This window comes from Streptomyces sp. NPDC001502 (assembly GCF_042894785.1).
Classification (GTDB): Bacteria; Actinomycetota; Actinomycetes; order Streptomycetales; family Streptomycetaceae; genus Streptomyces; species Streptomyces kutzneri.
The window spans coordinates 122,958-142,448 of the sequence record NZ_JBIAVW010000018.1 but is presented as its reverse complement, the minus strand read 5'-3'; the positions used below and the strand labels follow the sequence as shown (position 1 = coordinate 142,448).

The 19,491-nt window shown below is 72.2% G+C and carries 17 protein-coding genes; 4 read left to right on the top strand and 13 right to left on the bottom strand.

The window, feature by feature from the left end; all coding sequences use genetic code 11:
* Positions 1-96: 96 nt before the first annotated feature.
* From ACFY0D_RS28315 to rimP, 3 genes are all read right to left on the bottom strand, one after another.
* Entirely contained in the window at positions 97-405 is a 309-nt protein-coding gene (locus tag ACFY0D_RS28315; RefSeq protein WP_390800853.1) for a YlxR family protein, read from the bottom strand.
* Positions 406-551: 146 nt separating this feature from the next.
* Positions 552-1,562, bottom strand: coding sequence for a transcription termination factor NusA (gene nusA, locus ACFY0D_RS28310; protein WP_390800852.1), 1,011 nt, complete (start codon positions 1,560-1,562; stop codon positions 552-554).
* A gap of 2 nt (positions 1,563-1,564) precedes the next feature.
* Positions 1,565-2,062, bottom strand: coding sequence for a ribosome maturation factor RimP (rimP, locus tag ACFY0D_RS28305; protein WP_030718678.1), 498 nt, complete (start codon positions 2,060-2,062; stop codon positions 1,565-1,567).
* A gap of 167 nt (positions 2,063-2,229) precedes the next feature.
* On the opposite strand from rimP, the gene ACFY0D_RS28300 reads away from it, so the two are divergent.
* The 4 genes from ACFY0D_RS28300 (at position 2,230) to ACFY0D_RS28285 (ending at position 5,203) form a co-directional block, all read left to right on the top strand.
* Complete coding sequence (locus ACFY0D_RS28300; RefSeq protein ID WP_390800851.1) at positions 2,230-2,772, top strand: hypothetical protein; 543 nt, start codon at positions 2,230-2,232, stop codon at positions 2,770-2,772.
* Positions 2,769-3,236: a ferritin-like domain-containing protein gene (locus ACFY0D_RS28295; protein WP_390800850.1), complete on the top strand. Its 468-nt coding sequence runs from the start codon at positions 2,769-2,771 to the stop codon at positions 3,234-3,236. The genes ACFY0D_RS28300 and ACFY0D_RS28295 overlap by 4 nt, the downstream gene beginning before the upstream one ends.
* Before the next feature lie 16 nt (positions 3,237-3,252).
* Entirely contained in the window at positions 3,253-4,155 is a 903-nt protein-coding gene (locus ACFY0D_RS28290; RefSeq protein ID WP_390800849.1) for an aminoglycoside phosphotransferase family protein, read from the top strand.
* 73 nt (positions 4,156-4,228) lie between these two features.
* Complete coding sequence (locus tag ACFY0D_RS28285) at positions 4,229-5,203, top strand: slipin family protein (protein ID WP_390800848.1); 975 nt, start codon at positions 4,229-4,231, stop codon at positions 5,201-5,203.
* A 125-nt stretch (positions 5,204-5,328) separates the two neighbouring features.
* On the opposite strand, the gene ACFY0D_RS28280 is transcribed toward ACFY0D_RS28285, so the two are convergent.
* The 10 genes from ACFY0D_RS28280 to ACFY0D_RS28235 all read right to left on the bottom strand — a co-directional run bounded on the left by ACFY0D_RS28280 (position 5,329) and on the right by ACFY0D_RS28235 (position 19,485).
* Positions 5,329-7,026, bottom strand: coding sequence for a proline--tRNA ligase (locus ACFY0D_RS28280; RefSeq protein ID WP_390800847.1), 1,698 nt, complete (start codon positions 7,024-7,026; stop codon positions 5,329-5,331).
* 42 nt (positions 7,027-7,068) lie between these two features.
* A complete protein-coding gene (locus ACFY0D_RS28275; protein ID WP_390800846.1) occupies positions 7,069-7,611 on the bottom strand; it encodes a GNAT family N-acetyltransferase in 543 nt (180 codons plus the stop codon).
* Between the two features lie 100 nt (positions 7,612-7,711).
* The gene (locus ACFY0D_RS28270; RefSeq protein ID WP_390800877.1) at positions 7,712-8,554 is read right to left on the bottom strand and encodes a GNAT family N-acetyltransferase; all 843 of its coding nucleotides are present in this window, start codon (positions 8,552-8,554) and stop codon (positions 7,712-7,714) included.
* Between the two features lie 214 nt (positions 8,555-8,768).
* Positions 8,769-9,926, bottom strand: coding sequence for a flavodoxin-dependent (E)-4-hydroxy-3-methylbut-2-enyl-diphosphate synthase (gene ispG, locus ACFY0D_RS28265; RefSeq protein ID WP_390800845.1), 1,158 nt, complete (start codon positions 9,924-9,926; stop codon positions 8,769-8,771).
* A gap of 175 nt (positions 9,927-10,101) precedes the next feature.
* On the bottom strand, positions 10,102-11,403 hold the full coding sequence (locus ACFY0D_RS28260) for a M50 family metallopeptidase (RefSeq protein ID WP_390800844.1): 1,302 nt from the start codon (positions 11,401-11,403) through the stop codon (positions 10,102-10,104).
* On the bottom strand, positions 11,400-12,653 hold the full coding sequence (gene dxr, locus ACFY0D_RS28255; protein ID WP_390800843.1) for a 1-deoxy-D-xylulose-5-phosphate reductoisomerase: 1,254 nt from the start codon (positions 12,651-12,653) through the stop codon (positions 11,400-11,402). The genes ACFY0D_RS28260 and dxr overlap by 4 nt, the downstream gene beginning before the upstream one ends.
* 20 nt (positions 12,654-12,673) lie before the next feature.
* Entirely contained in the window at positions 12,674-14,002 is a 1,329-nt protein-coding gene (locus tag ACFY0D_RS28250) for a hypothetical protein (protein WP_390800842.1), read from the bottom strand.
* Positions 14,003-14,093: 91 nt separating this feature from the next.
* Positions 14,094-16,028 carry an acyl-CoA dehydrogenase family protein gene (locus tag ACFY0D_RS28245; RefSeq protein WP_390800841.1) on the bottom strand — a complete coding sequence of 645 codons (1,935 nt, stop codon included), beginning with the start codon at positions 16,026-16,028 and terminating at the stop codon, positions 14,094-14,096.
* A gap of 275 nt (positions 16,029-16,303) precedes the next feature.
* Positions 16,304-17,749, bottom strand: a complete 1,446-nt coding sequence (locus tag ACFY0D_RS28240; protein WP_301366167.1) for an aldehyde dehydrogenase family protein — start codon at positions 17,747-17,749, stop codon at positions 16,304-16,306.
* Between the two features lie 155 nt (positions 17,750-17,904).
* Complete coding sequence (locus tag ACFY0D_RS28235; RefSeq protein ID WP_390800840.1) at positions 17,905-19,485, bottom strand: PucR family transcriptional regulator; 1,581 nt, start codon at positions 19,483-19,485, stop codon at positions 17,905-17,907.
* Positions 19,486-19,491 lie beyond the last annotated feature (6 nt).

Sequence of the window (19,491 nt, the reverse complement as noted above, 5' to 3'; positions counted from 1 at the left end):
ACCGTCGCTACTTCATGGGCGTACTCATCGCGTACTCATCGAGTGCTCATCGCAATCTCGACCTACTTCCAACTCGCGAGGTACCTGACCGCACGGTTATCCGTGCCGTACTACTTCTCTTACGGTGTGCCCGGCCTCACCGGCCACGGCTTTGCGCAGGTTCTCCGTGTCGAGCGCTCCGGCGGACCGAAGGGCCCGGGGGAACGCACGGCGGCGAATCGCCTGGTCGAGGCAGACCACGGCGGGGTGCACATAAGCACCCCGTCCTGGCCGCGTACCGCGTGGATCGGGAACGCATGCGTCCCCGTCCGCCACGACGCGCAGCAGTTCGTTCTTGGCCGCTCGCTCCCGACACCCCACACAGGTGCGTTCGGGGCATGCGCGGGCTTGCGTCCGGCCAGACACGCCTAAGTCTACCTCCCCGCACCGACCTCTCTCCCGACAAGTGGCGGGGGAAAGATCGAACGGCTGTCGTGTTGTCTTGATATCCGCTGCCGGAGCAGCGGTCGTGCGCCCTGTCTACCGTCCGGGCAAGCCCGGACGGTACCGGTTTATTCCCCGCCCCGGTCCCGGTCGGTGTCCGGGGACACCTCGGTGTCGGGGCGGATGTCGATGCGCCAGCCGGTGAGCCGTGCGGCGAGGCGGGCGTTCTGGCCCTCCTTGCCGATGGCCAGCGACAGCTGGTAGTCCGGCACGGTCACCCGGGCGGACCGGGTGTCCCAGTCGACGACCTCGACCTTGCTCACCCGGGCGGGTGACAGCGCGTTCGCGACCATCTCCGCCGGGTCGTCCGACCAGTCGACGATGTCGATCTTCTCGCCGTGCAGTTCGGCCATCACGTTGCGCACGCGGCTGCCCATCGGGCCGATGCAGGCGCCCTTGGGGTTCAGGCCCGAACGGGTGGACCGGACGGCGATCTTGGTGCGGTGACCGGCCTCGCGGGCGATCGCCGAGATCTCGACGCTGCCGTCGGCGATCTCCGGGACCTCCAGCGAGAAGAGCTTCTTCACGAGGTTGGGGTGGGTGCGCGAGAGGGTCACGGACGGACCGCGGACACCCTTCGCCACCCGCACGACGTACGCCTTCAGGCGCAGACCGTGCGTGTACTCCTCGCCGGGGACCTGCTCTTGCACCGGCAGGATGGCCTCCAGCTTGCCGATGTCGACGAGGACGTTCTTGGGGTCCTTGCCCTGCTGGACGACGCCGGTGATGACGTCGCCCTCACGGCCGGCGAACTCGCCGAAGGTCAGGTCGTCCTCGGCGTCACGCAGACGCTGCAGGATCACCTGCTTGGCGGTCGTCGCGGCGATCCGGCCGAAGTCCGACGGGGTGTCGTCGAACTCCTTGGGCTCCTGGCCCTCTTCGAGATCCCTCGGGTCTTCCGTCGCCCACACGACCACGTGACCGTTGGTGCGGTCCAGCACGACGCGAGCGCGGCGGAAGCTCCCCTCGGTCCGGTGGTACGCGATGAGGAGGGCCGACTCGATCGCTTCGACGAGCAGGTCGAAGGAGATCTCCTTCTCCCGGACCAGACCCCGCAGGGCACTCATGTCGATGTCCACGGCTACGCCTCCTCTTCCTTCTTGTCCTTGCGGTTGAACTCGATCTCGACACGCGCCTTGGCGATGTCGGTGAATGCGATGCGCCGGGCGGTCGCCTTGCGGCCCTTCACGCCCGGTACTTCGAGGTCCAGGCCCTCGTCGTCGGCTTCGAGGATGCGGGCGATGAGTTCCCCGCCCTCGGCCAGCTGGAACTTCACGAGGCGGCCGATGGCCCGTACGTAGTGACGGTGCTCGGTCAGCGGGCGGTCGGCGCCCGGCGAGCTGACTTCGAGGACGTACTCGTCCTCACCCATCACATCGGTTTCGTCGAGCTTGTCGGAGACCTCGCGACTCAGCTCGGCACACGCGTCCAGCTCCACGCCCTCGTCGGAGTCCACGATGATCCGCAGCATCCGGCGCTTGCCCGCCCGCGACATCTCGATCTCTTCGAGGTCCAGGCCCTTGGCGGCGACGAGCGGCTCCAGCAGTCCGCGCAGCCTGTCGCTCTGGGTGGTGCTCATCCGGGTGACTCCTCGGCCGCGTGTGCTGTTGTGATTTCCGTCGTGTGTCAGGTCAAAGGGTATCCGGTGTCGGAGGGTGTTGCCGTCCGCCCTGTGGACAGGGCCCCGGGTACCGTGATCACACCCTGCCCCGCCATCAGCCCCGTCATCACCCGGAGGACGTCGCCGTGCCCTGGACTCTGCCTTCGAGACCCTCGCGCAGGAGCCTGCTCGCCGGCACGGCCGGTGCGGCCGGCGCCGCGCTGCTGACCGGGTGCTCCGTCGGCCGCGCGACAGACGCCGCCCTCACGATTCCACTCGAACGGCGGATGCGGGAGAGCGCCGTCCGTGACAGTACGCGACTGCTGGAACGTTACGACGCCACGGCGGCCGCCCATCCGGCCCTGTCCGCGCGGCTCGCTCCGCTGCGCGCCGCCGTCGCCGCCCACACCGCGGCCCTGTCCCTCACCCCTTCGGCCCCGCCGTCCCCCTCCCCGTCCCGGTCCGGCGGTACGGGTGCCGCCGCGCCCGCGGCGAGCGGCGAGCCGGTGCCGCCGGCACCCGCCGAGGCCCTGACCGCACTCGCGGACGCCGAGCGGAGCCTGTCCGAATCCCGGACCATCGACCTGGCCGGGGCCCCCGGGGAGCTGGCCCGGCTGCTGGCCTCGGTGGCCGCCTGCGGCGCCGTACACGCGTACCTGCTGACCTCGAACCCCGGAGCCACCTCGTGAAGCCCGAACCCTCGCCCGCCGGCCGGGCCCTGGAGGCCGCCCAGGCGGCGCTCGCGGCCGAACACGCGGCCGCGTACGGCTACGGGGTGATCGGCGCCCGGTCCACCGGCGACCGTGCCAAGCAGGCCCGGGAGGCGTACGGCGGCCACCTCGCGCGGCGCGACGCGCTCGCCCGGACCGTACGGGAGCTGGGCGGCGCGCCGCGGCCCTCGGAGGCCGCGTACGCCCTGCCGTTCGAGGTGCGCACCCCGGCCGACGCCGAGCGGCTGGCCGCCGAGATCGAGGACCGGGTGGCCGGTGCGTACTCCGATCTGGTGCGCGCGGCGGAGGGTCCGCTGCGCCGCGAGGCGGCCGACGCGCTGAGCGCGGCGGCAGTGCGCGCGGCACGCTGGCGTGGTGTCGGCGTAGCCTTCCCTGGGCTCACGGAACGCGCTGACGAGGCGCAACGGGCCCAGCACAGCTGAAAGGGACCACGCACGCATGGCTTTCGAACCGCCGCAGCGGCTTGTACGGGCGCTCGGCGAGATGCCGGAGACGGCGCAGGACACGGACTGGCTGGGGCAGTTGCCCCGACTCACCGAGGCCGCGCTGTCCCGGCGCGGGGTGGAGGCCCGGCGGGTGCAGGCCCCGGGCGGCCGCAGCAGCCTGGTGGTCCTCGTCACGTACGCCGACGGGACTCCGGCCGCACTGAAGCTGGCGCCCCCGCACGCCCGGCCCGACCGCGAACTGGCCGCGCTGGCCCACTGGGGCGGTTTCGGGGCCGTACGGGTCCTCGACACGCGGCATCACGACGACGACGGGGCGCTGCTGCTGGAGCGGCTGCACCCGGAGGTGTCGCTGCGGTCCCTGCCGGAGGCCAAGGCCCTGCTGGAGGCGAGCGGCACGCTGCGCAGGCTGTGGGTGGCGCCGCCGGCCGGGCACGGGTGGGAGACGGTCGCGGAGCGCACCGCGTGGCAGTCGGAGGCGCTGCGGGCGGCCCCGGCGGAGACCCGGGCCCTGGCGGAGACCGCGCTGGCGATGCGGGCGGAGCTGGTGGCGGCCCCGCCGGAGGAACTGCTGCTGCACGGGAACTTCCGGCAGGGCAAGGTGCTGGCGGGCGAACGGGCTCCGTGGCTGACGGTGGGCCCCGATCCGCTGGTCGGCGAGCGGGCGTACGACCTGGCTCGGCTGGTCCGGGACCGGCTGGAGGACCAGGTGGCCTCCTCGGCGGGGGCGGCGGGGGCCCGGCGCCGGGTGAACAAGCTGGCGGACGCGCTGGAGGTGGACCGGGAGCGGCTGCGGGGCTGGACGCTGTTCCGGGCGGTGGAGTCGGGCAACCGCGCACTGGCCGCCGGGCGCCGCCGGGACGCGGAGCTGCTGCTGGAGTTCGCCGCCTGGCTGTAGGGGCCGCCCTGATCGACCAGACACCCCCATGGGCATACCGTAGATATCAAGGTATGTCCGGCAGGGGGCCGTCATGGTCGAAGAACTGCTGACAGCGGTCATCGCCACGGGTGTGGGCGTCGCGGTCTACGTGGGCGCCGCGGCCCGGGTGGTGAAGCAGTACGAGCGGGGTCTGGTCTTCCGCTTCGGCAGGCTGCGCGAGGAGGTCCGCGGGCCCGGCTTCACGACGATCATTCCCTTCGTGGAGCGGCTCCGTAAGGTGAACATGCAGATCGTGACGCTGCCGGTGCCCGCGCAGGAGGGCATCACCCGGGACAACGTCACGGTGCGGGTGGACGCGGTCGTGTACTTCAAGGTCGTCGACCCGGCGAGCGCGATCGTGGCGGTGGAGGACTACCGCTTCGCCGTCTCGCAGATGGCGCAGACCTCGCTCAGGTCGATCATCGGAAAGTCCGACCTGGACGATCTGCTGTCGAACCGGGAGATGCTCAACCAGGGCCTGGAGCTGATGATCGACAGCCCGGCGGTGGGCTGGGGCACGCAGATCGACCGGGTCGAGATCAAGGACGTCTCGCTGCCGGAGACGATGAAGCGGTCGATGGCACGGCAGGCGGAGGCGGACCGGGAGCGCCGGGCGCGCGTGATCAACGCGGACGCGGAGCTGCAGGCCTCGCACAAGCTCGCCGAGGCGGCGGAGGTCATGTCGGAGCAGCCGGCGGCGTTGCAGTTGCGTCTGCTCCACACGATCGTGGCGGTCGCCGCCGAGAAGAACTCCACGCTGGTGCTGCCGTTCCCGGTGGAGCTGCTGCGCTTCCTTGAGCGCTCGGCCCCTGCGCCTGCGGCGGCTCCCGCGCGGAAGGAACCGGCCCCGGCCGGCCCGGCTTCCGAAGGCCCCGGGCCGGCCGAGGTCGACGCGGCCTTCGCTGCGGACGCGCTCGACGCGGCTCCCGCTCCGGCCGAGGTCGCCGATGCGCTCGACGGTGCGGCGGACGGGCTGATGCTGGACGCGCCGCCGCCGGAGCATGAACGGGACGGCCTGCGCGAGTAGCCGCTGCCCGGGCTCTGCCCGGTCGCGCGCCTCAATCGCCGGCGGGGCTGGATATGTCCAGCCCCGCCGGCGATTGAGGCGCGGGGGTCCGGGGCGGAGCCCCGGGAGCCGGGCCGCAGCCGGCGCTACGGCGTCAGGCGGGACAGGGCTTCTGCCAAGGGGAGTTCCTCGCGGGTGCCCGACGCGCGGTGCTGGAGTTCGACCACCCCGTCGGCGGATCGGCGGCCCGCCACCAGGATCCACGGCACGCCGATGAGTTCCGCGTCCGTGAGCTTCACGCCGGGCGACAGGCCGGGACGGTCGTCCAGCAGCACCCGCAGACCCGCCGCGGCCAGGGCCGTCGCCGCCTCCTCCGCCAGCGCGAGCGGCACCGCCTTGCCCGCCGCCACCACGTGGACGTCGGCCGGGGCCACCGCCGCGGGCCAGCACAGGCCGCGCTCGTCCGCCGTCTGCTCGGCCAGCGCCGCCACCGCACGGGAGACGCCGATGCCGTACGAACCCATCGTGACCCGGACCGGCTTGCCCTCGCGGCCGAGCACGTCCAGCCCGAAGGCGTCGGCGTACTTGCGGCCCAGCTGGAAGATGTGTCCGATCTCGATGGCCCGGTCGAGCTTCAGCCCCGCTCCGCAGGACGGGCAGGGGTCGCCCGGCTCCACGACCACCACGTCCAGGTACCGGTCGACCTCGAAGTCCCGCCCGCAGACCACGTTCCGGGCGTGCGTGTCCGCCCGGTTGGCTCCCGTCACCCACGAAGTGCCGGGCGCGACCCGGGGGTCGGCCAGGTAGCGGACCTTCTCCAGACCCTGCGGGCCCACGTAGCCGCGTACCAGGTCCGGGCGGCCCTCGAAGTCCTCGGCCGTCACCAACTCCACCACCGCCGGGGCCAGGTGCTCGCCCAGCTTGCCGAGGTCCACCTCGCGGTCCCCCGGTACGCCCACGGCCGTGATCTCGCCGTCGACCTTGACCAGGAGGTTCTTCAGCGTCGCCGAGGCGGGTACGCCCAGGTGCGCGGCCAGGGTCTCGATCGTCGGGGTGTCCGGGGTGTCCACCTCCTCCAGCGCCGGGTGCTCCCCGGTCACGGGAGCCAGGGCGAACGTCACGGCCTCCGTGTTCGCCGCGTAGTCGCAGGACGGGCAGTCCACGAAGGTGTCCTCGCCCGCCTCGGCCGGGGCCAGGAACTCCTCCGAGGCCGAGCCGCCCATCGCGCCCGACACGGCCGACACGATCCGGTGGTCCAGGCCGAGCCGCTCGAAGATGCGGACGTACGCCTCGCGGTGGAGCCGGTAGGACTCCTCAAGGCCCTCGTCGGACACGTCGAAGGAGTACGAGTCCTTCATCTGGAACTCGCGCCCGCGCAGCACCCCGGACCGGGGCCGCGCCTCGTCGCGGTACTTGGTCTGGATCTGGTAGAGCATGACCGGCAGGTCCTTGTAGGAGGTGCACTGGTCCTTCACCACGAGGGTGAAGATCTCCTCGTGCGTGGGCCCGAGCAGGTAGTCCGCGCCCTTGCGGTCCTTGAGCCGGAACAGCAGGTCCCCGTATTCCGACCAGCGCCCGCTGACCTCGTACGGCTCCTTCGGCAGCAGGGCCGGGAGCAGCACCTCCTGGGCCCCGATCGCGTCCATCTCCTCGCGGACGACGCGCGAGACGTTGTCCAGGACCCGCTTGCCGAGGGGCAGCCACGTCCACACCCCGGCCGAGCTGCGCCGGACGTAGCCGGCGCGGACCAGGAGCCGGTGGCTGAGGGTTTCGGCGTCGGCCGGGTCCTCGCGGAGGGTCTTGGCCATGAGGCGGGACATGCGCTGTACGTGTTGCGTAGACATGTCGGGAGATTACCGGGGGCCCGGCGGCGCGTGGTACCGGTTTCAGGGCCTGCTCAGCGGCAGGGTGGCCCCCATGACGGCGTACGGCAGGCTCGCGCTCGGGAAGTGGACCTGGCGGGCGAGGTCGGTGTAGCCGAGGGCCCGGTAGAGGCCGCGGGCGGGGCTGTCGGTGTCGATGGCGGAGAGGATCGAGCGGGGCTCGGCGGCGTCGTCGGTGATGCCGGTGATGAGGGCGCGGCCGACGCCGTGGCCCTGGAAGCCGGGGTGGACGTGCAGCTCGGTGATCACGAAGGAGCCGTCGAGCCAGTCCTCGTGCCCGCCGGCCCGCAGGTAGGGCTCGACGATGGTGGACCACCAGTGGGTGCGGTCGTTCGGCATGCCGTACACGAATCCGGTGAGCGCTCCGTCCTCGGCGAACGCCCCGAGGGCGCGGGCGCCGCGGCAGGTCATGTGGCGCTGGACGATGTAGCGCCGGATGCCGACCTCCTCCTCGCTGAGGCCGAAGGCGACGGCCTGCACGCGCAGGGCCTCGTCCACGCGGGCGGCGAGGTCGAGGGGACCGATTCGGACTCCGGAAGGCAGCATGCGGCGACCTTACTTCGCGGTACGGGGCTGCCGGAATGCCGCAGTCGGGGTCCGTGGCCCGCCTTTCGGACCGGGCGCGGCCGGGTGTCGGAACCGGGTGTCAGAAGAGCACGCTCATGAACGCGCCGACCTCGCGGAAGCCCACGCGGCGGTAGGCCGCCCGGGCGGCGGTGTTGAAGTCGTTCACGTAGAGGCTGACCACGGGAGCGACGTCGCGCAGCGCGTACTCGACGACGGCGGCCATCCCGGTCTCCGAGTGGCCCTGGCCCCGGAAGTCGGGGTCCACCCACACGCCCTGGATCTGGCAGGCGCGGGCGGTGGCGGCGCCGATCTCGGCCTTGAAGACGACCTTGCCGTCGTCGACGCGGGCGAAGGAACGGCCGCCGGCGACGAGCTCGGCGACGCGGGCCTGGTAGAGCAGCCCGCCGTCACCGGCCATCGGCGAGATGCCGACCTCCTCGGTGAACATGGCCACGCAGGCAGGCATGATCAGGTCCATCTCGTCCTTGCGGATCCGGCGGACCTGCGAGTCGGCCTCGACCGTGGTGGACGGACGCTCGATGACCATGAGCGGCTGATGGGAGCGGACCTCGCGGGCCGGGCCCCAGCTGGGCTCCAGGAGCTGCCACAGCAGCCGGGTGGCCTCGGCGGGGCCGACGATGGAGGAGCAGCGGCGGCCGGTGCGGCGGGCCCGGTCGGCGAAGGCGCGTACGGCGTCGGGTCCGGCGCAGACGGGGACCAGGTTGGCGCCCGCGTAGCAGAGCGAGCGGAGCTCGCCGTCGGCGTACCAGCCCCACATCTCGCCGCCCAGGCGCCAGGGGTCGAGGCCGGCGACCTGGACCCGGGAGGTGACAAAGGCGTTCTCGACCGGCTCGCGTCCGAGGATGTCCATCGCGGCGTCGAGATCACTGGGTTCAAGGACCCGGGTGGTGGTCTGCGTCAACACTGGGGCCTCACCATGCAAGTCTGCTGATCTCCGCACTGTACCCGGCAGGGCTCGGGGATGCCGCGTCCGAGGTCGCGAAAGAGCCCCGGACCGCCCCCGAGCTGCGGGAACGATGCCGGGGCCACTGACGAGGCCTGCAGGGGCGAGCGAGCCGAAAGGGCGCGGCACGAGCCGGCGGCAGGCGCCCCGGAGGCGAGCCGGGCCCGGAGGGTCAGACGCCGATCGCGACCGTGGGCTCGCCACTGGCGATGCCGTCGGCCTCCATCTGCGCCGCGATCTTCATGGCCTCTTCGATGAGGGTCTCCACGATCTTCGACTCGGGGACGGTCTTGATGACCTCGCCCTTCACGAAGATCTGGCCCTTGCCGTTGCCGGAGGCGACGCCGAGGTCGGCCTCACGGGCCTCGCCGGGGCCGTTGACGACGCAGCCCATGACCGCGACGCGCAGCGGGACCTCCATGCCCTCCAGGCCCGCCGTGACCTCCTCGGCCAGCTTGTAGACGTCGACCTGGGCGCGGCCGCAGGACGGGCAGGAGACGATCTCCAGGCGGCGCGGCTTGAGGTTCAGGGACTCCAGGATCTGGATGCCGACCTTGACCTCCTCCACCGGCGGGGCGGAGAGGGAGACGCGGATGGTGTCGCCGATGCCCTCGGAGAGCAGCGCGCCGAAGGCGACGGCGGACTTGATGGTGCCCTGGAAGGCGGGGCCGGCCTCGGTGACGCCCAGGTGCAGCGGGTAGTCGCAGGCGGCGGCGAGCTGGCGGTAGGCGTTGACCATGACGACCGGGTCGTTGTGCTTGACCGAGATCTTGATGTCGCCGAAGCCGTGCTCCTCGAAGAGGGAGGCCTCCCAGAGCGCGGACTCGACCAGCGCCTCGGGGGTGGCCTTGCCGTACTTCTTCAGCAGGCGGGCGTCGAGGGAGCCGGCGTTCACACCGATGCGGATCGGCGTGCGCGTCTCGTTCGCGGCCTTCGCGATCTCCTTGACCTTGTCGTCGAACTGCTTGATGTTGCCCGGGTTCACACGGACCGCGGCGCAGCCGGCGTCGATCGCGGCGAACACGTACTTCGGCTGGAAGTGGATGTCGGCGATGACCGGGATCTGCGACTTCTTCGCGATCACGGCGAGCGCGTCGGCGTCGTCCTGGGTCGGGCAGGCCACACGGACGATGTCGCAGCCGGAGGCGGTGAGCTCGGCGATCTGCTGGAGCGTCGCCCCGATGTCGGAGGTCCTGGTGGTGGTCATCGACTGCACGGAGATCTGTGCGTCGCCGCCGACGGCCACCTTGCCGACCTGGATCTTGCGGCTGACCCTGCGGTCGGCAAGCTTCGTCGGCACGGCCGGCATTCCGAGAGAGATGGCAGTCATCTGCTGTGCAACCCCAAGGTGTGGATCAAGGTCCCGAGATCGGCGGGCTCCAGGCTTCGAGATTACGCCAACCACGGGGTGGCCCGTGCATCCGAGGGGGTGCGCCACCCGAACGTAGGGAGCCGGGCACGATCCGTGCCCGGCTCCCGTACGCCTGGGGTAGAGCCCCCGCGAACTAGGTGATCTTGATCGGGTTCACCACGTCGGCCACCATCACCAGCAGGGTGAAGCAGATGAACAGGCCCGCGACCACGTACGCGACGGGCATCAGCTTCGCCACGTCGAACGGGCCGGGGTCGGGGCGCCGGAAGATCCGTGCCAGGGTGCGCCGGAACGATTCCCACAGGGCGCCGGCGATGTGCCCGCCGTCGAGCGGGAGCAGCGGCAGCATGTTGAACAGGAACAGCGAGAGGTTGAAGCCGGCCAGCAGGTTGAGGAAGAAGACCAGCTGGTGCTGGGCGGGGATGTCGAGGGTGAAGATCTCACCGCTGACCCGCGCCGCGCCGACGACGCCCATCGGGCTGTCCTGCTTGCGCTCGGCCCCGTTGAAGGCCGCGTTCCACAGGTCGGGGACCTTGGTCGGGAGCTGGACCAGCGACTGGACGCCGGCCTCCATCATCTCGCCCATGCGGTCGACGGACTGGCCGAAGGACTGCGGGACGTAGCCGGAGGCGGGGGCGAAGCCGAGGAAGCCCGCGGTGACGTACTCGTCCTTGACGTACCGGCCGTTGCCGTCCGTCTTGGCGACCTTGTTCTCGATCAGGTTCGCCTTGAGGTCCACCCGCTCCCCGGCCCGCTCCACGGTGATCGTGGCGGGGCCGACGGTGGCGCGGATGTTCTTCTGCAGGGCGGACCAGTCGCCGACCGCTCGGCCGTTGAAGGCGACGATCTTGTCGCCCGCCTTCAGGCCCGCGGCCTTGGCGGGGGCCGGCGGGTCGGTGGGCAGGCACTTCTCGCGCTTCACGCTCTGCTGGACGACGCAGTCCGAGACGGTGGCGACCGAAGTGGTCTGGGTGTTGAGCCCGAAGGTCATCAGGGTCGTGAGGAAGATCGCCACGGCCAGGATCAGGTTCATGAACGGCCCGGCGAACATCACGATCACGCGCTTCCACGGCTTGCGCGTGTAGAAGAGCCGGCTGTCGTCCCCGGGCTGGAGCTCCTCGTACGCGGCCGAGCGCGCGTCCTCGATCATCGACCGGAACGGCGAGGTGGAGCGGGCGGTGACCTTGCCGTCCTCGCCGGGCGGGAACATCCCGATCATGCGGATGTAGCCGCCCATCGGGATGGCCTTGATCCCGTACTCGGTCTCGCCCTTCCTCCGCGACCAGATGGTCGGCCCGAAGCCCACCATGTACTGCGGCACGCGAATGCCGAAGATCTTGGCCGTGGAGAGGTGCCCCAGCTCGTGCCAGGCGATGGAGACCAGCAGGCCGACCGCGAAGACCACGACCCCGAGCACCGTCATCAGTAGTGTCATGCGCGCGCCTCCACGGCGGCCCGTGCCGCCATCTCCCGCGCCCGGGCCCTGGCCCAGGCCTCCGCTTCAAGGACGTCCTGGACCGTCAGGGAGGTTCCCGACTCAGGTGTCCCGTGTTCATCGACCACGGCAGAGACCGTATCCATGATTGCTGTGAACGGCAGCCGACCTGCCAGGAATGCTTCCACGCACTCCTCGTTGGCCGCGTTGAACACGGCCGGGGCGGTGCCGCCGAGGGTGCCCACGTGCCGGGCGAGGCCCACCGACGGGAAGGCCTCGGTGTCCAGCGGGAAGAACTCCCAGGTGGAGGCCTTGGTCCAGTCGAAGGCGGGGGCCGCGTCCGGGATCCGCTCGGGCCAGCCGAGGCCGATCGCGATCGGGCCGCGCATGTCCGGCGGGGTGGCCTGGGCGAGCGTGGAGCCGTCGGTGAACTCCACCATCGAGTGCACGTAGGACTGCGGATGGACCACGACCTCGATGCGGTCGAAGGGGATGTCGTAGAGCAGGTGCGCCTCGATGACCTCCAGACCCTTGTTGACCAGGGTCGAGGAGTTCACGGTGATCACCGGGCCCATGGCCCAGGTGGGGTGCGCGAGCGCGTCCTGGACGGTCACGCTCGCCAGCTCGGCGCGGGTGCGGCCGCGGAAGGGCCCGCCGGAGGCGGTCACCACGAGCTTGCGGACGTCGGCCCGGGTGCCCGCGGCGAGCGCCTGGAAGAGCGCCGCGTGCTCGGAGTCCACCGGGATGATCTGGCCGGGCTTCGCGAGGGCCTTGACCAGCGGGCCGCCGACGATCAGCGACTCCTTGTTGGCCAGGGCCAGGGTCCGGCCCGCCCGCAGTGCGGCGAGGGTCGGCGCGAGGCCGATGGAACCGGTGATGCCGTTGAGGACGGTGTGGCACTCGGAGGCGGCGAGTTCGGCCGCGGCGTCCGGACCGGCCAGGATCTCGGGCAGCGGCTCGGAAGCCCCGTACTGGGCGCTCAGCGCCTCTTTCAGGGCCGGTACGACGTCCTCGCGGGCGACGGCCACGGCCTTGACCCGCAGCAGACGGGCCTGCTCGGCCAGCAGCTCCACCCGCCCGCCGGCGGCGGACAGCGCGGTGACCTTGAACCGGTCCGGGTTGCGCAGGGCGAGGTCGATGGCCTGGGTCCCGATGGACCCGGTCGACCCGAGGATGACGATGTCCCGGAGGCCGGCCGCAGGATCGAAGAGGAGGTGCGGATCGGCGAGGGGGGCTGGGCGGTCGCTCATGCCCCCATTGTTGCCGCAAGTCATGAGCGGCCGGACACGGAGCCCCCTTCCGTTACCCGCAGAAGCAGGTGCGGGAGCGTTCCGGCGAACTCGGGGAGCGTCCGGGCGACGCTCCACCAGGCTTCGGGGTCCTCGTCGAGGGCCAGGGCCAGCAGCTGGTCGGCCTCGGCGTGGGAGGCGAGGACGGCCGCGGGGCGGTCGTGCCGGTCGGGATGGTCCACGTCACCGAGCCAGTGGTCCTGGTCGAGGGCCCAGCAGGCCGGCAGCTTGTGCCGGATCACGTCATGGCCGGTGAGCAGGCCGCGGTCGATGCAGTCGCGCACCCAGCGGATGTCCTCCTCGACACGGTCCATCGGCACGGCGAGGCTCGCCAGGGCCAGCTCGCGCTCCACGCCCCCGTAGGGCGGGGCGGCCGTCGGGGACAGGTGGCGCACCGCACGGACGAGGTCGGGGCCGGGCTCACCCGCGTCGGCCGCGTCGGGCACCGTGCCGTCGGCCAGCGCGGCGACCAGCGCGGGCAGCGGGCCCCCGTAGCCGGGGGCGTGCCGCAGCAGTTCCGCCCACAGCCGGGGGTCGTCCCCCAGCGGGCGCAGGGCCCGCAGGACGGCCGTCTGCATGCCGGCCTGTTCGGGCAGGGTCCAGCGCAGGCCGTGGGTGTCGGGGAGCCGGGCGAGCAGCAGGGTCCGGTGCGCGGGGGCGACGTGGGTGACGAGTTCCTCGTGCGTGACCCGTCCCATCCGCACGGCGCGGACGGCGGGCCGGTGCCAGGAGCGCCCGTCCGACGGCCCCTCCGGGGCGGCCAGGAAGGCGTGGACGGTCTCCAGGGGCAGGTCCGCGACGAGCAGCAGGGCCTCGACGGCGCCGGTCGGCAGCGGCTCGCGCAGGTGCTCGGCGAGCAGCAGCTCCGGGTCCGGCCGGTACCGCGGCGCCAGGATGTCCAGGGGGACCCGCGGCCCGCGCCTGCCGTGCCGGCGCAGCAGGCCGGCCAGCTCGGCCGCGCCGAGCGGTTCCTCGCCGGGGTCCCTGCCGAGCTCGGCGCGGAGCACCGGCAGGAGTTCGGGCGGGGTGCGGCGGCGGGCGTAGCGGGCGGGTCCGGGCAGCCCGGGCAGCGGCCGGCCCACGACCCGGGGGTTGCGCGCGATGAAGGTCCGGTCGGCCGCGCCGCCGTGGCGCAGCAGCAGGGTGACGGTCGAGGCCGACAGCCACTCGTCCCGGCACAGGTATTTGCGGGTGGACTCGTCCAGCCTGCCGATCATGTCGGTGACGATGTGGTCCGGTGCGTGGCGCAGCAGGTGCGCCACGCACCAGGCCAGCCGTCGGCTGGTGCGGTCTTCCTCGGCCGTCGACATCGTTCTCGTCCGCCTCGCGCTGTGCTCGTACGCGTACCAGTACTCGTACTCATCCTCGTACGTCTGTCCGACGTCCGGCGATGATCGCAGGTCAGCGGATGGGGCGGTGCACGTTTTTCTGCGTCGAGGGTCCGGGCGTCGCGTCCGCGATCCAGGGGCCCTCGCCGGAGGGGTCGAGGACGCCGTCCTCCAGCCATGCGTAGGTGCCGGACAGGACTCCCGCGACCACCTTGCGGTCGAGGTCGTCGGTGTTGGACCAGAGCCGGCCGAAGAGTTCCTCCACGCGCAGCCGGGACTGCTCGCAGAAGGCGTCGGCCAGCTGGTAGGCCTCACGGCCGTGGGCGCCGGTGGCGCGCAGGTGCTCGGCGCGGACGCAGGCCGCGCTCATGGCGAAGAGCTCGGCGCCGATGTCGACGATCCGGCCGAGGAAGCCCTGTTTGGTCTCCATCCGGCCCTGCCAGCGGGACATGGCGTAGAAGGTGGAGCGGGCGAGTTTGCGGGCGCTGCGCTCCACGTAGCGCAGGTGGGTGGAGAGGTCGGGGTGGCCGTTCGGGTGGAAGGCGCGGTAGGTGCCGGGGACCTGGCCGGGGCCGGTGGCGAGCTTGGGCAGCCAGCGGGCGTAGAACCCGGCGGCGCGGGCTCCGGCCTTCGCCTTGTCGCCCAGTGCCTTCTCCGGGTCGATGAGGTCGCCCGCCACCGAGAGGTGGGCGTCGACGGCCTCGCGGGCGATCAGCAGGTGCATGATCTCGGTGGAGCCCTCGAAGATCCGGTTGATGCGCAGGTCGCGGAGCATCTGCTCGGCGGGGACGGCGCGTTCGCCGCGGGCGGCCAGGGACTCGGCGGTCTCGAAGCCGCGCCCGCCACGGATCTGGACCAGTTCGTCGGCCATCAGGCAGGCCATCTCGGAACCGTAGAGCTTGGCGAGGGCGGCCTCGATGCGGATGTCGTTGCGGTCCTCGTCGGCCATCTGGGAGGCGAGGTCGACCACCGCTTCGAGGGCGAAGGTGGTGGCGGCGATGAAGGAGATCTTGGCACCGACCGCCTCGTGCCGCGCGACCGGCCGGCCCCACTGCTCGCGTACGCCGGACCACTCGCGGGCGATCTTCAGGCACCACTTGCCGGCGCCGACGCACATGGCGGGCAGGGACAGCCGGCCGGTGTTGAGCGTGGTCAGGGCGATCTTGAGCCCGGCGCCCTCGGCGCCGATGCGCTGGGCGGCCGGGACCCGTACCCGGTGGAAGCGGGTCACGCCGTTCTCCAGGCCGCGCAGGCCCATGAAGGCGTTGCGGTGCTCGACGGTGATCCCCGGCGAGTCCGCCTCGACGACGAAGGCGGTGATCCCGCCGCGGTGGTTCTCGGACTTCGGGACGCGGGCCATCACGACGAGCAGGTCCGCGACGACCCCGTTGGTCGTCCACAGCTTCACGCCGTCGAGCACGTACGCGTCGTCCCCGTCCGGGACCGCCGTGGTGGCCAGGCGCGCCGGGTCGGACCCCACGTCGGGCTCGGTGAGCAGGAAGGCGCTGATGGCGGTGGTGGCGCAGCGGGGCAGGTAGGCGTCCTTCTGCTCCTGCGTGCCGAACATCTTCAGCGGCTGGGGCACACCGATCGACTGGTGGGCGGAGAGCAGGGCCCCGATGGCCGGGCTCACCGAGCCGACGAGGGCCAGCGCCTTGTTGTAGTAGACCTGGGTGAGACCGAGGCCGCCGTACTTGGGGTCGATCTTCATGCCGAGGGCGCCGAGCTCCTTGAGACCGCGCACGGTCTCGTCGGGAATCTTCGCCTCGCGCTCGATGAGGGCCCCGTCGATGCGGGTCTCGCAGAACTCCCGCAGCCGGGCCAGGAAGGCCTCGCCCCGCCGGACGTCCTCGTCGGCGGGGAGCGGATGGGGGTGGATCAGGTCGAGCCGGAAGCGTCCGAGGAACAGTTCCTTGGCGAAACTGGGTTTGCGCCAGTCCTGTTCCCGGGCCGCCTCCGCGACCTGCCGTGCCTCGCGCTCGGTCACCTTGGGCTGTGTTGCGGACATGAGGGGACTCACCTCGCCGCCGAAGTCGGAAGTCAGGGGTCCACCGGCATTACCAGCCGGTGCTACCTGTGAGTCGTACCCTCTCCGGCCCGCCGGGAAAAGCCGGAGCCGTCCGAGCGAGGGAAATCCGGCCCGGCCGCGCTGCTACGCCCAGGCGGGTGAGCAGAAGCGGCGGCAGGAGCGCCCGGGCGGCGAACCGGGCCTGGAGGGAAAAAGGGGACGGCCGGAGCCCCCGCACAGTAGGCTCCGGCCGTCGGCTTCTGGGCCGTACGAGATCAGATGTCGAGGCCGGTCAGGACCAGGACTCGCTCGTACGTGTAGTCGTCCATCGCGTAGCGGACGCCCTCGCGGCCCACACCGGACTGCTTGACGCCGCCGTACGGCATCTGGTCGGCGCGGTAGGACGGCGCGTCGCCGATGATCACACCGCCGACCTCAAGCTCGCGGTGGGCCCGGAACGCGGTCTGGACGTTGCGGGTGAAGACGCCGGTCTGCAGACCGAACTTCGAGTCGTTGACGGCGGCGAAGGCCTCGTCGGTGTTCTCGACCTTCTTCAGCGTCAGGACCGGTCCGAAGACCTCCTCGGTGGCGAGCTTGACGCCGTCCGGCACGTGGGCCAGGACGGTGGGCTCGTACGAGGCACCCGCGCGCTTGCCGCCGGTGAGCAGCTTGGCTCCGCCGGCCACGGCCTCGTCGACCCAGGACTCGACACGCTGGGCGGCGGCCTCGGAGACGAGGGGGCCGACGTCGGTGGCGGAGTCGGACGGGTCGCCGGTGACCTGGGCCTGGACCTTCTCGACGACCTTCTCGACGAGGCGGTCGTAGACGGAGGCGTCGGCGATCACGCGCTGCACGGAGATGCAGGACTGGCCGGCCTGGTAGTTCGAGAAGGTCGCGATACGGGTCGCGGCCCAGTCGAGGTCGGCCTCGGAGGACCAGTCGTCCAGGACGACGGCCGCGGCGTTGCCGCCGAGCTCCAGGGTGCAGTGCTTGTGGGGCACCGACTGCTGGATCGCGTAGCCGACGGTGTCGGAGCCGGTGAAGGAGATGACGGGCAGGCGCTCGTCCTTGACCAGGGCCGGCATCTTGTCGTTGGCGACCGGCAGGACCGACCAGGAACCGGCCGGGAGGTCGGTCTCGGCGAGCAGCTCGCCGAGGATCAGACCGGACAGCGGCGTGGCCGGGGCCGGCTTGAGGATGATCGGCGCGCCGACGGCGATGGCCGGGGCCACCTTGTGGGCGCACAGGTTCAGCGGGAAGTTGAACGGCGCGATGCCGAGGACCGGGCCCTTGACGAAGCGGCGGGTCAGCGCGAGACGGCCGACACCACCGGCGTCGGTGTCCAGGCGCTGGGCCTCTCCGCCGTTGAAGCGGCGGGCCTCTTCGGCGGCGAAGCGGAACACGGACACCGCACGGCCGACCTCACCGCGGGCCCACTTGACGGGCTTGCCGTTCTCGGCGGAGATCAGCTGGGCGATCTCCTCGGTGCGCTCGGCGAGCCGCTTGGACACGTGGTCCAGGGCCGCGGCCCGTACGTGGGCGGGGGTCGCGGAGAACTCCGCCGTCACGGCGTACGCCGCGGCCACGGCCTCTTCGACCTGCTCGTCGGTCGGCACGCTGACGGCGGCGACCAGGCGGCCGTCCCACGGGGAGTGGACGTCGAAGCTGTCCTCGCCGGTGGCCTGGCGGCCGGCGAGCCAGAAGGCGTGGGTGGAAGTCATGCGAATCCCGGCCCTTCGGAAGTGTGCGGTGGGTCCTGACCCCTCCACCGTAGAACTCCGTCGGCGTTTCGGCGTTTGTCCCTGATGGAGCGGCGGGTCGTCGCGCTTCGCCGCTTTGTCACTGTCCAGCCGGCCGGGTGCCGGCCCCTGCGCGCCTAGGAAGGGGTCGAGGTCGCCTTGAGGGCGAGCCACAGCTCCATGCGGACGTCCGGGTCCTCCAGGGAGCGGCCGAGGATCTCCTCGACCCGCTTCATCCGGTAGCGCAGGGTGTGCCGGTGCACGCCGAGGTCGGCCGCGGCCGCGTCCCACTGCCCGTGGCGGGAGAGCCAGGCCTGGAGCGAGGCCACCAGGTCGCCGCGCCCGGTCGCGTCGTGCTCCCGCAGCGCGCGCAGGGTGCCGTCCGCGAAGGCCCGTACGGCGTCGTCGGCCAGCAGCGGCAGGACCGAGCCCGCCGCCATGTCCTCGTGCTCGACCATCGGCCGGCCGCGGCGCCGGGCCACGGCCAGGGCCTGGTCGGCCTGCTTGAGGGCGGCCGCCACACCGCCCGGTCCGGCCGGCGCGGACAGGCCGACCACCAGCTCGTCCGGCTCCGGACCGGCCGCGTCCCGGCCGCGCCGCGCCTCCAGTGCCTCCGCGTGGTCCATGCATGCCTGTACGGCCGAGCCCCCGTCGGAGGCCAGGACCACGAGCCGGCCCTCCTCCGGGACGACGAGCAGCGCCTCTCCGGTCCGGGCCGCCGCCGACTCCACCGTGTCGGCCAGCAGCGCCAGGCCTTCCGGCTGCGCGGTCCCCGCCAGGGCCGGCTCGGCCACGACGAGCCGGAACGGTGCCTCCAGCAGGGCCCCGTACAGGTCCCCGGCCACGGCCCGCGCGTGGTCCGCCTCGCCCGCGAGCAGCATCCGCAGCACCGCCGCCCCCAGCCGGGACTCGGCGTCGTGCAGCGAGCGCGAGCGCTCGGTGGTGAGGGTGAGCAGCGCGACGGCGGAGTGGACGGCGTACCGCTCGGCGGTGCCCAGCGGGGCCGCGGTACCGACGGCGAGCGCGCCGCGGGCGCGCCGGCCCGTGCCCAGGGACTGGAGTTCCACGCGGTCCTCGGAGCCGCCGACCACGGCGCTCGCGGGCGCCGGGCGCTCCCGAAGCCGTTCCACGTCGGGCGTCAGCCGGGCGGCGCGGCGCGCGGCCCAGTCGGGGGCGGCCGCGACGACCGCGCCCGAGGTGTCGTACAGCGCGGCCCAGCCGTGCACGTGCGCGGCCAGTTTCACGAGCAGCTCGGTGGGGCCGTCGACGGAGAGCGCGGCGCGCGTCAGCTCCCGCTGGGCCTCGAATCCGGCGGTGACGGCCCGGTACTGGTCCGCGGCGAGGGCCGCGGAGACCGCCTTGCTGATCGCCAGGAAGGGGGTCCGCCGCGGCACCTCCAGCAGCGGCATGTCCTCGGCTCGCGCGGCCTCGACCAGCGCCTCGGGGATCTCCTCGTAGTTGACGCCGATCGCGAAGCCGATGCCGACGACCCCGGCCGCGGCGAGGCGGCGTACGTAGGCCCGCATCTCCTCGGGGTCTCCCGCGTCCAGCTTCATCGCGGTGATCAGGAGCAGCTCCCCGCCCTCCATATAGGGGACGGGGTCGGCGAGCTCGCTGACGTGGGCCCACCGCACCGGGGTGTCGAGTCGGCCTTCCCCGGCCCGGACGCTGAGCTTGAGCGCCGAGTGCTGGACGAGTGAGGCGAGGGTGAGCGGCATCGGTTA

Bases quoted from the DNA above. Each gene is read 5' to 3' on its own strand.
- ACFY0D_RS28250 (WP_390800842.1), bottom strand. From the start codon at position 14,002: ATGTCGACGGCCGAGGAAGACCGCACCAGCCGACGGCTGGCCTGGTGC.
- ACFY0D_RS28275 (WP_390800846.1), bottom strand. From the start codon at position 7,611: ATGCTGCCTTCCGGAGTCCGAATCGGTCCCCTCGACCTCGCCGCCCGC.
- ACFY0D_RS28235 (WP_390800840.1), bottom strand. From the start codon at position 19,485: ATGCCGCTCACCCTCGCCTCACTCGTCCAGCACTCGGCGCTCAAGCTC.
- ACFY0D_RS28240 (WP_301366167.1), bottom strand. From the start codon at position 17,749: ATGACTTCCACCCACGCCTTCTGGCTCGCCGGCCGCCAGGCCACCGGC.
- ACFY0D_RS28285 (WP_390800848.1), top strand. From the start codon at position 4,229: ATGGTCGAAGAACTGCTGACAGCGGTCATCGCCACGGGTGTGGGCGTC.
- ACFY0D_RS28260 (WP_390800844.1), bottom strand. From the start codon at position 11,403: ATGACACTACTGATGACGGTGCTCGGGGTCGTGGTCTTCGCGGTCGGC.
- ACFY0D_RS28245 (WP_390800841.1), bottom strand. From the start codon at position 16,028: ATGTCCGCAACACAGCCCAAGGTGACCGAGCGCGAGGCACGGCAGGTC.
- ACFY0D_RS28290 (WP_390800849.1), top strand. From the start codon at position 3,253: ATGGCTTTCGAACCGCCGCAGCGGCTTGTACGGGCGCTCGGCGAGATG.
- dxr (WP_390800843.1), bottom strand. From the start codon at position 12,653: ATGAGCGACCGCCCAGCCCCCCTCGCCGATCCGCACCTCCTCTTCGAT.
- ACFY0D_RS28280 (WP_390800847.1), bottom strand. From the start codon at position 7,026: ATGTCTACGCAACACGTACAGCGCATGTCCCGCCTCATGGCCAAGACC.
- rimP (WP_030718678.1), bottom strand. From the start codon at position 2,062: ATGAGCACCACCCAGAGCGACAGGCTGCGCGGACTGCTGGAGCCGCTC.
- ispG (WP_390800845.1), bottom strand. From the start codon at position 9,926: ATGACTGCCATCTCTCTCGGAATGCCGGCCGTGCCGACGAAGCTTGCC.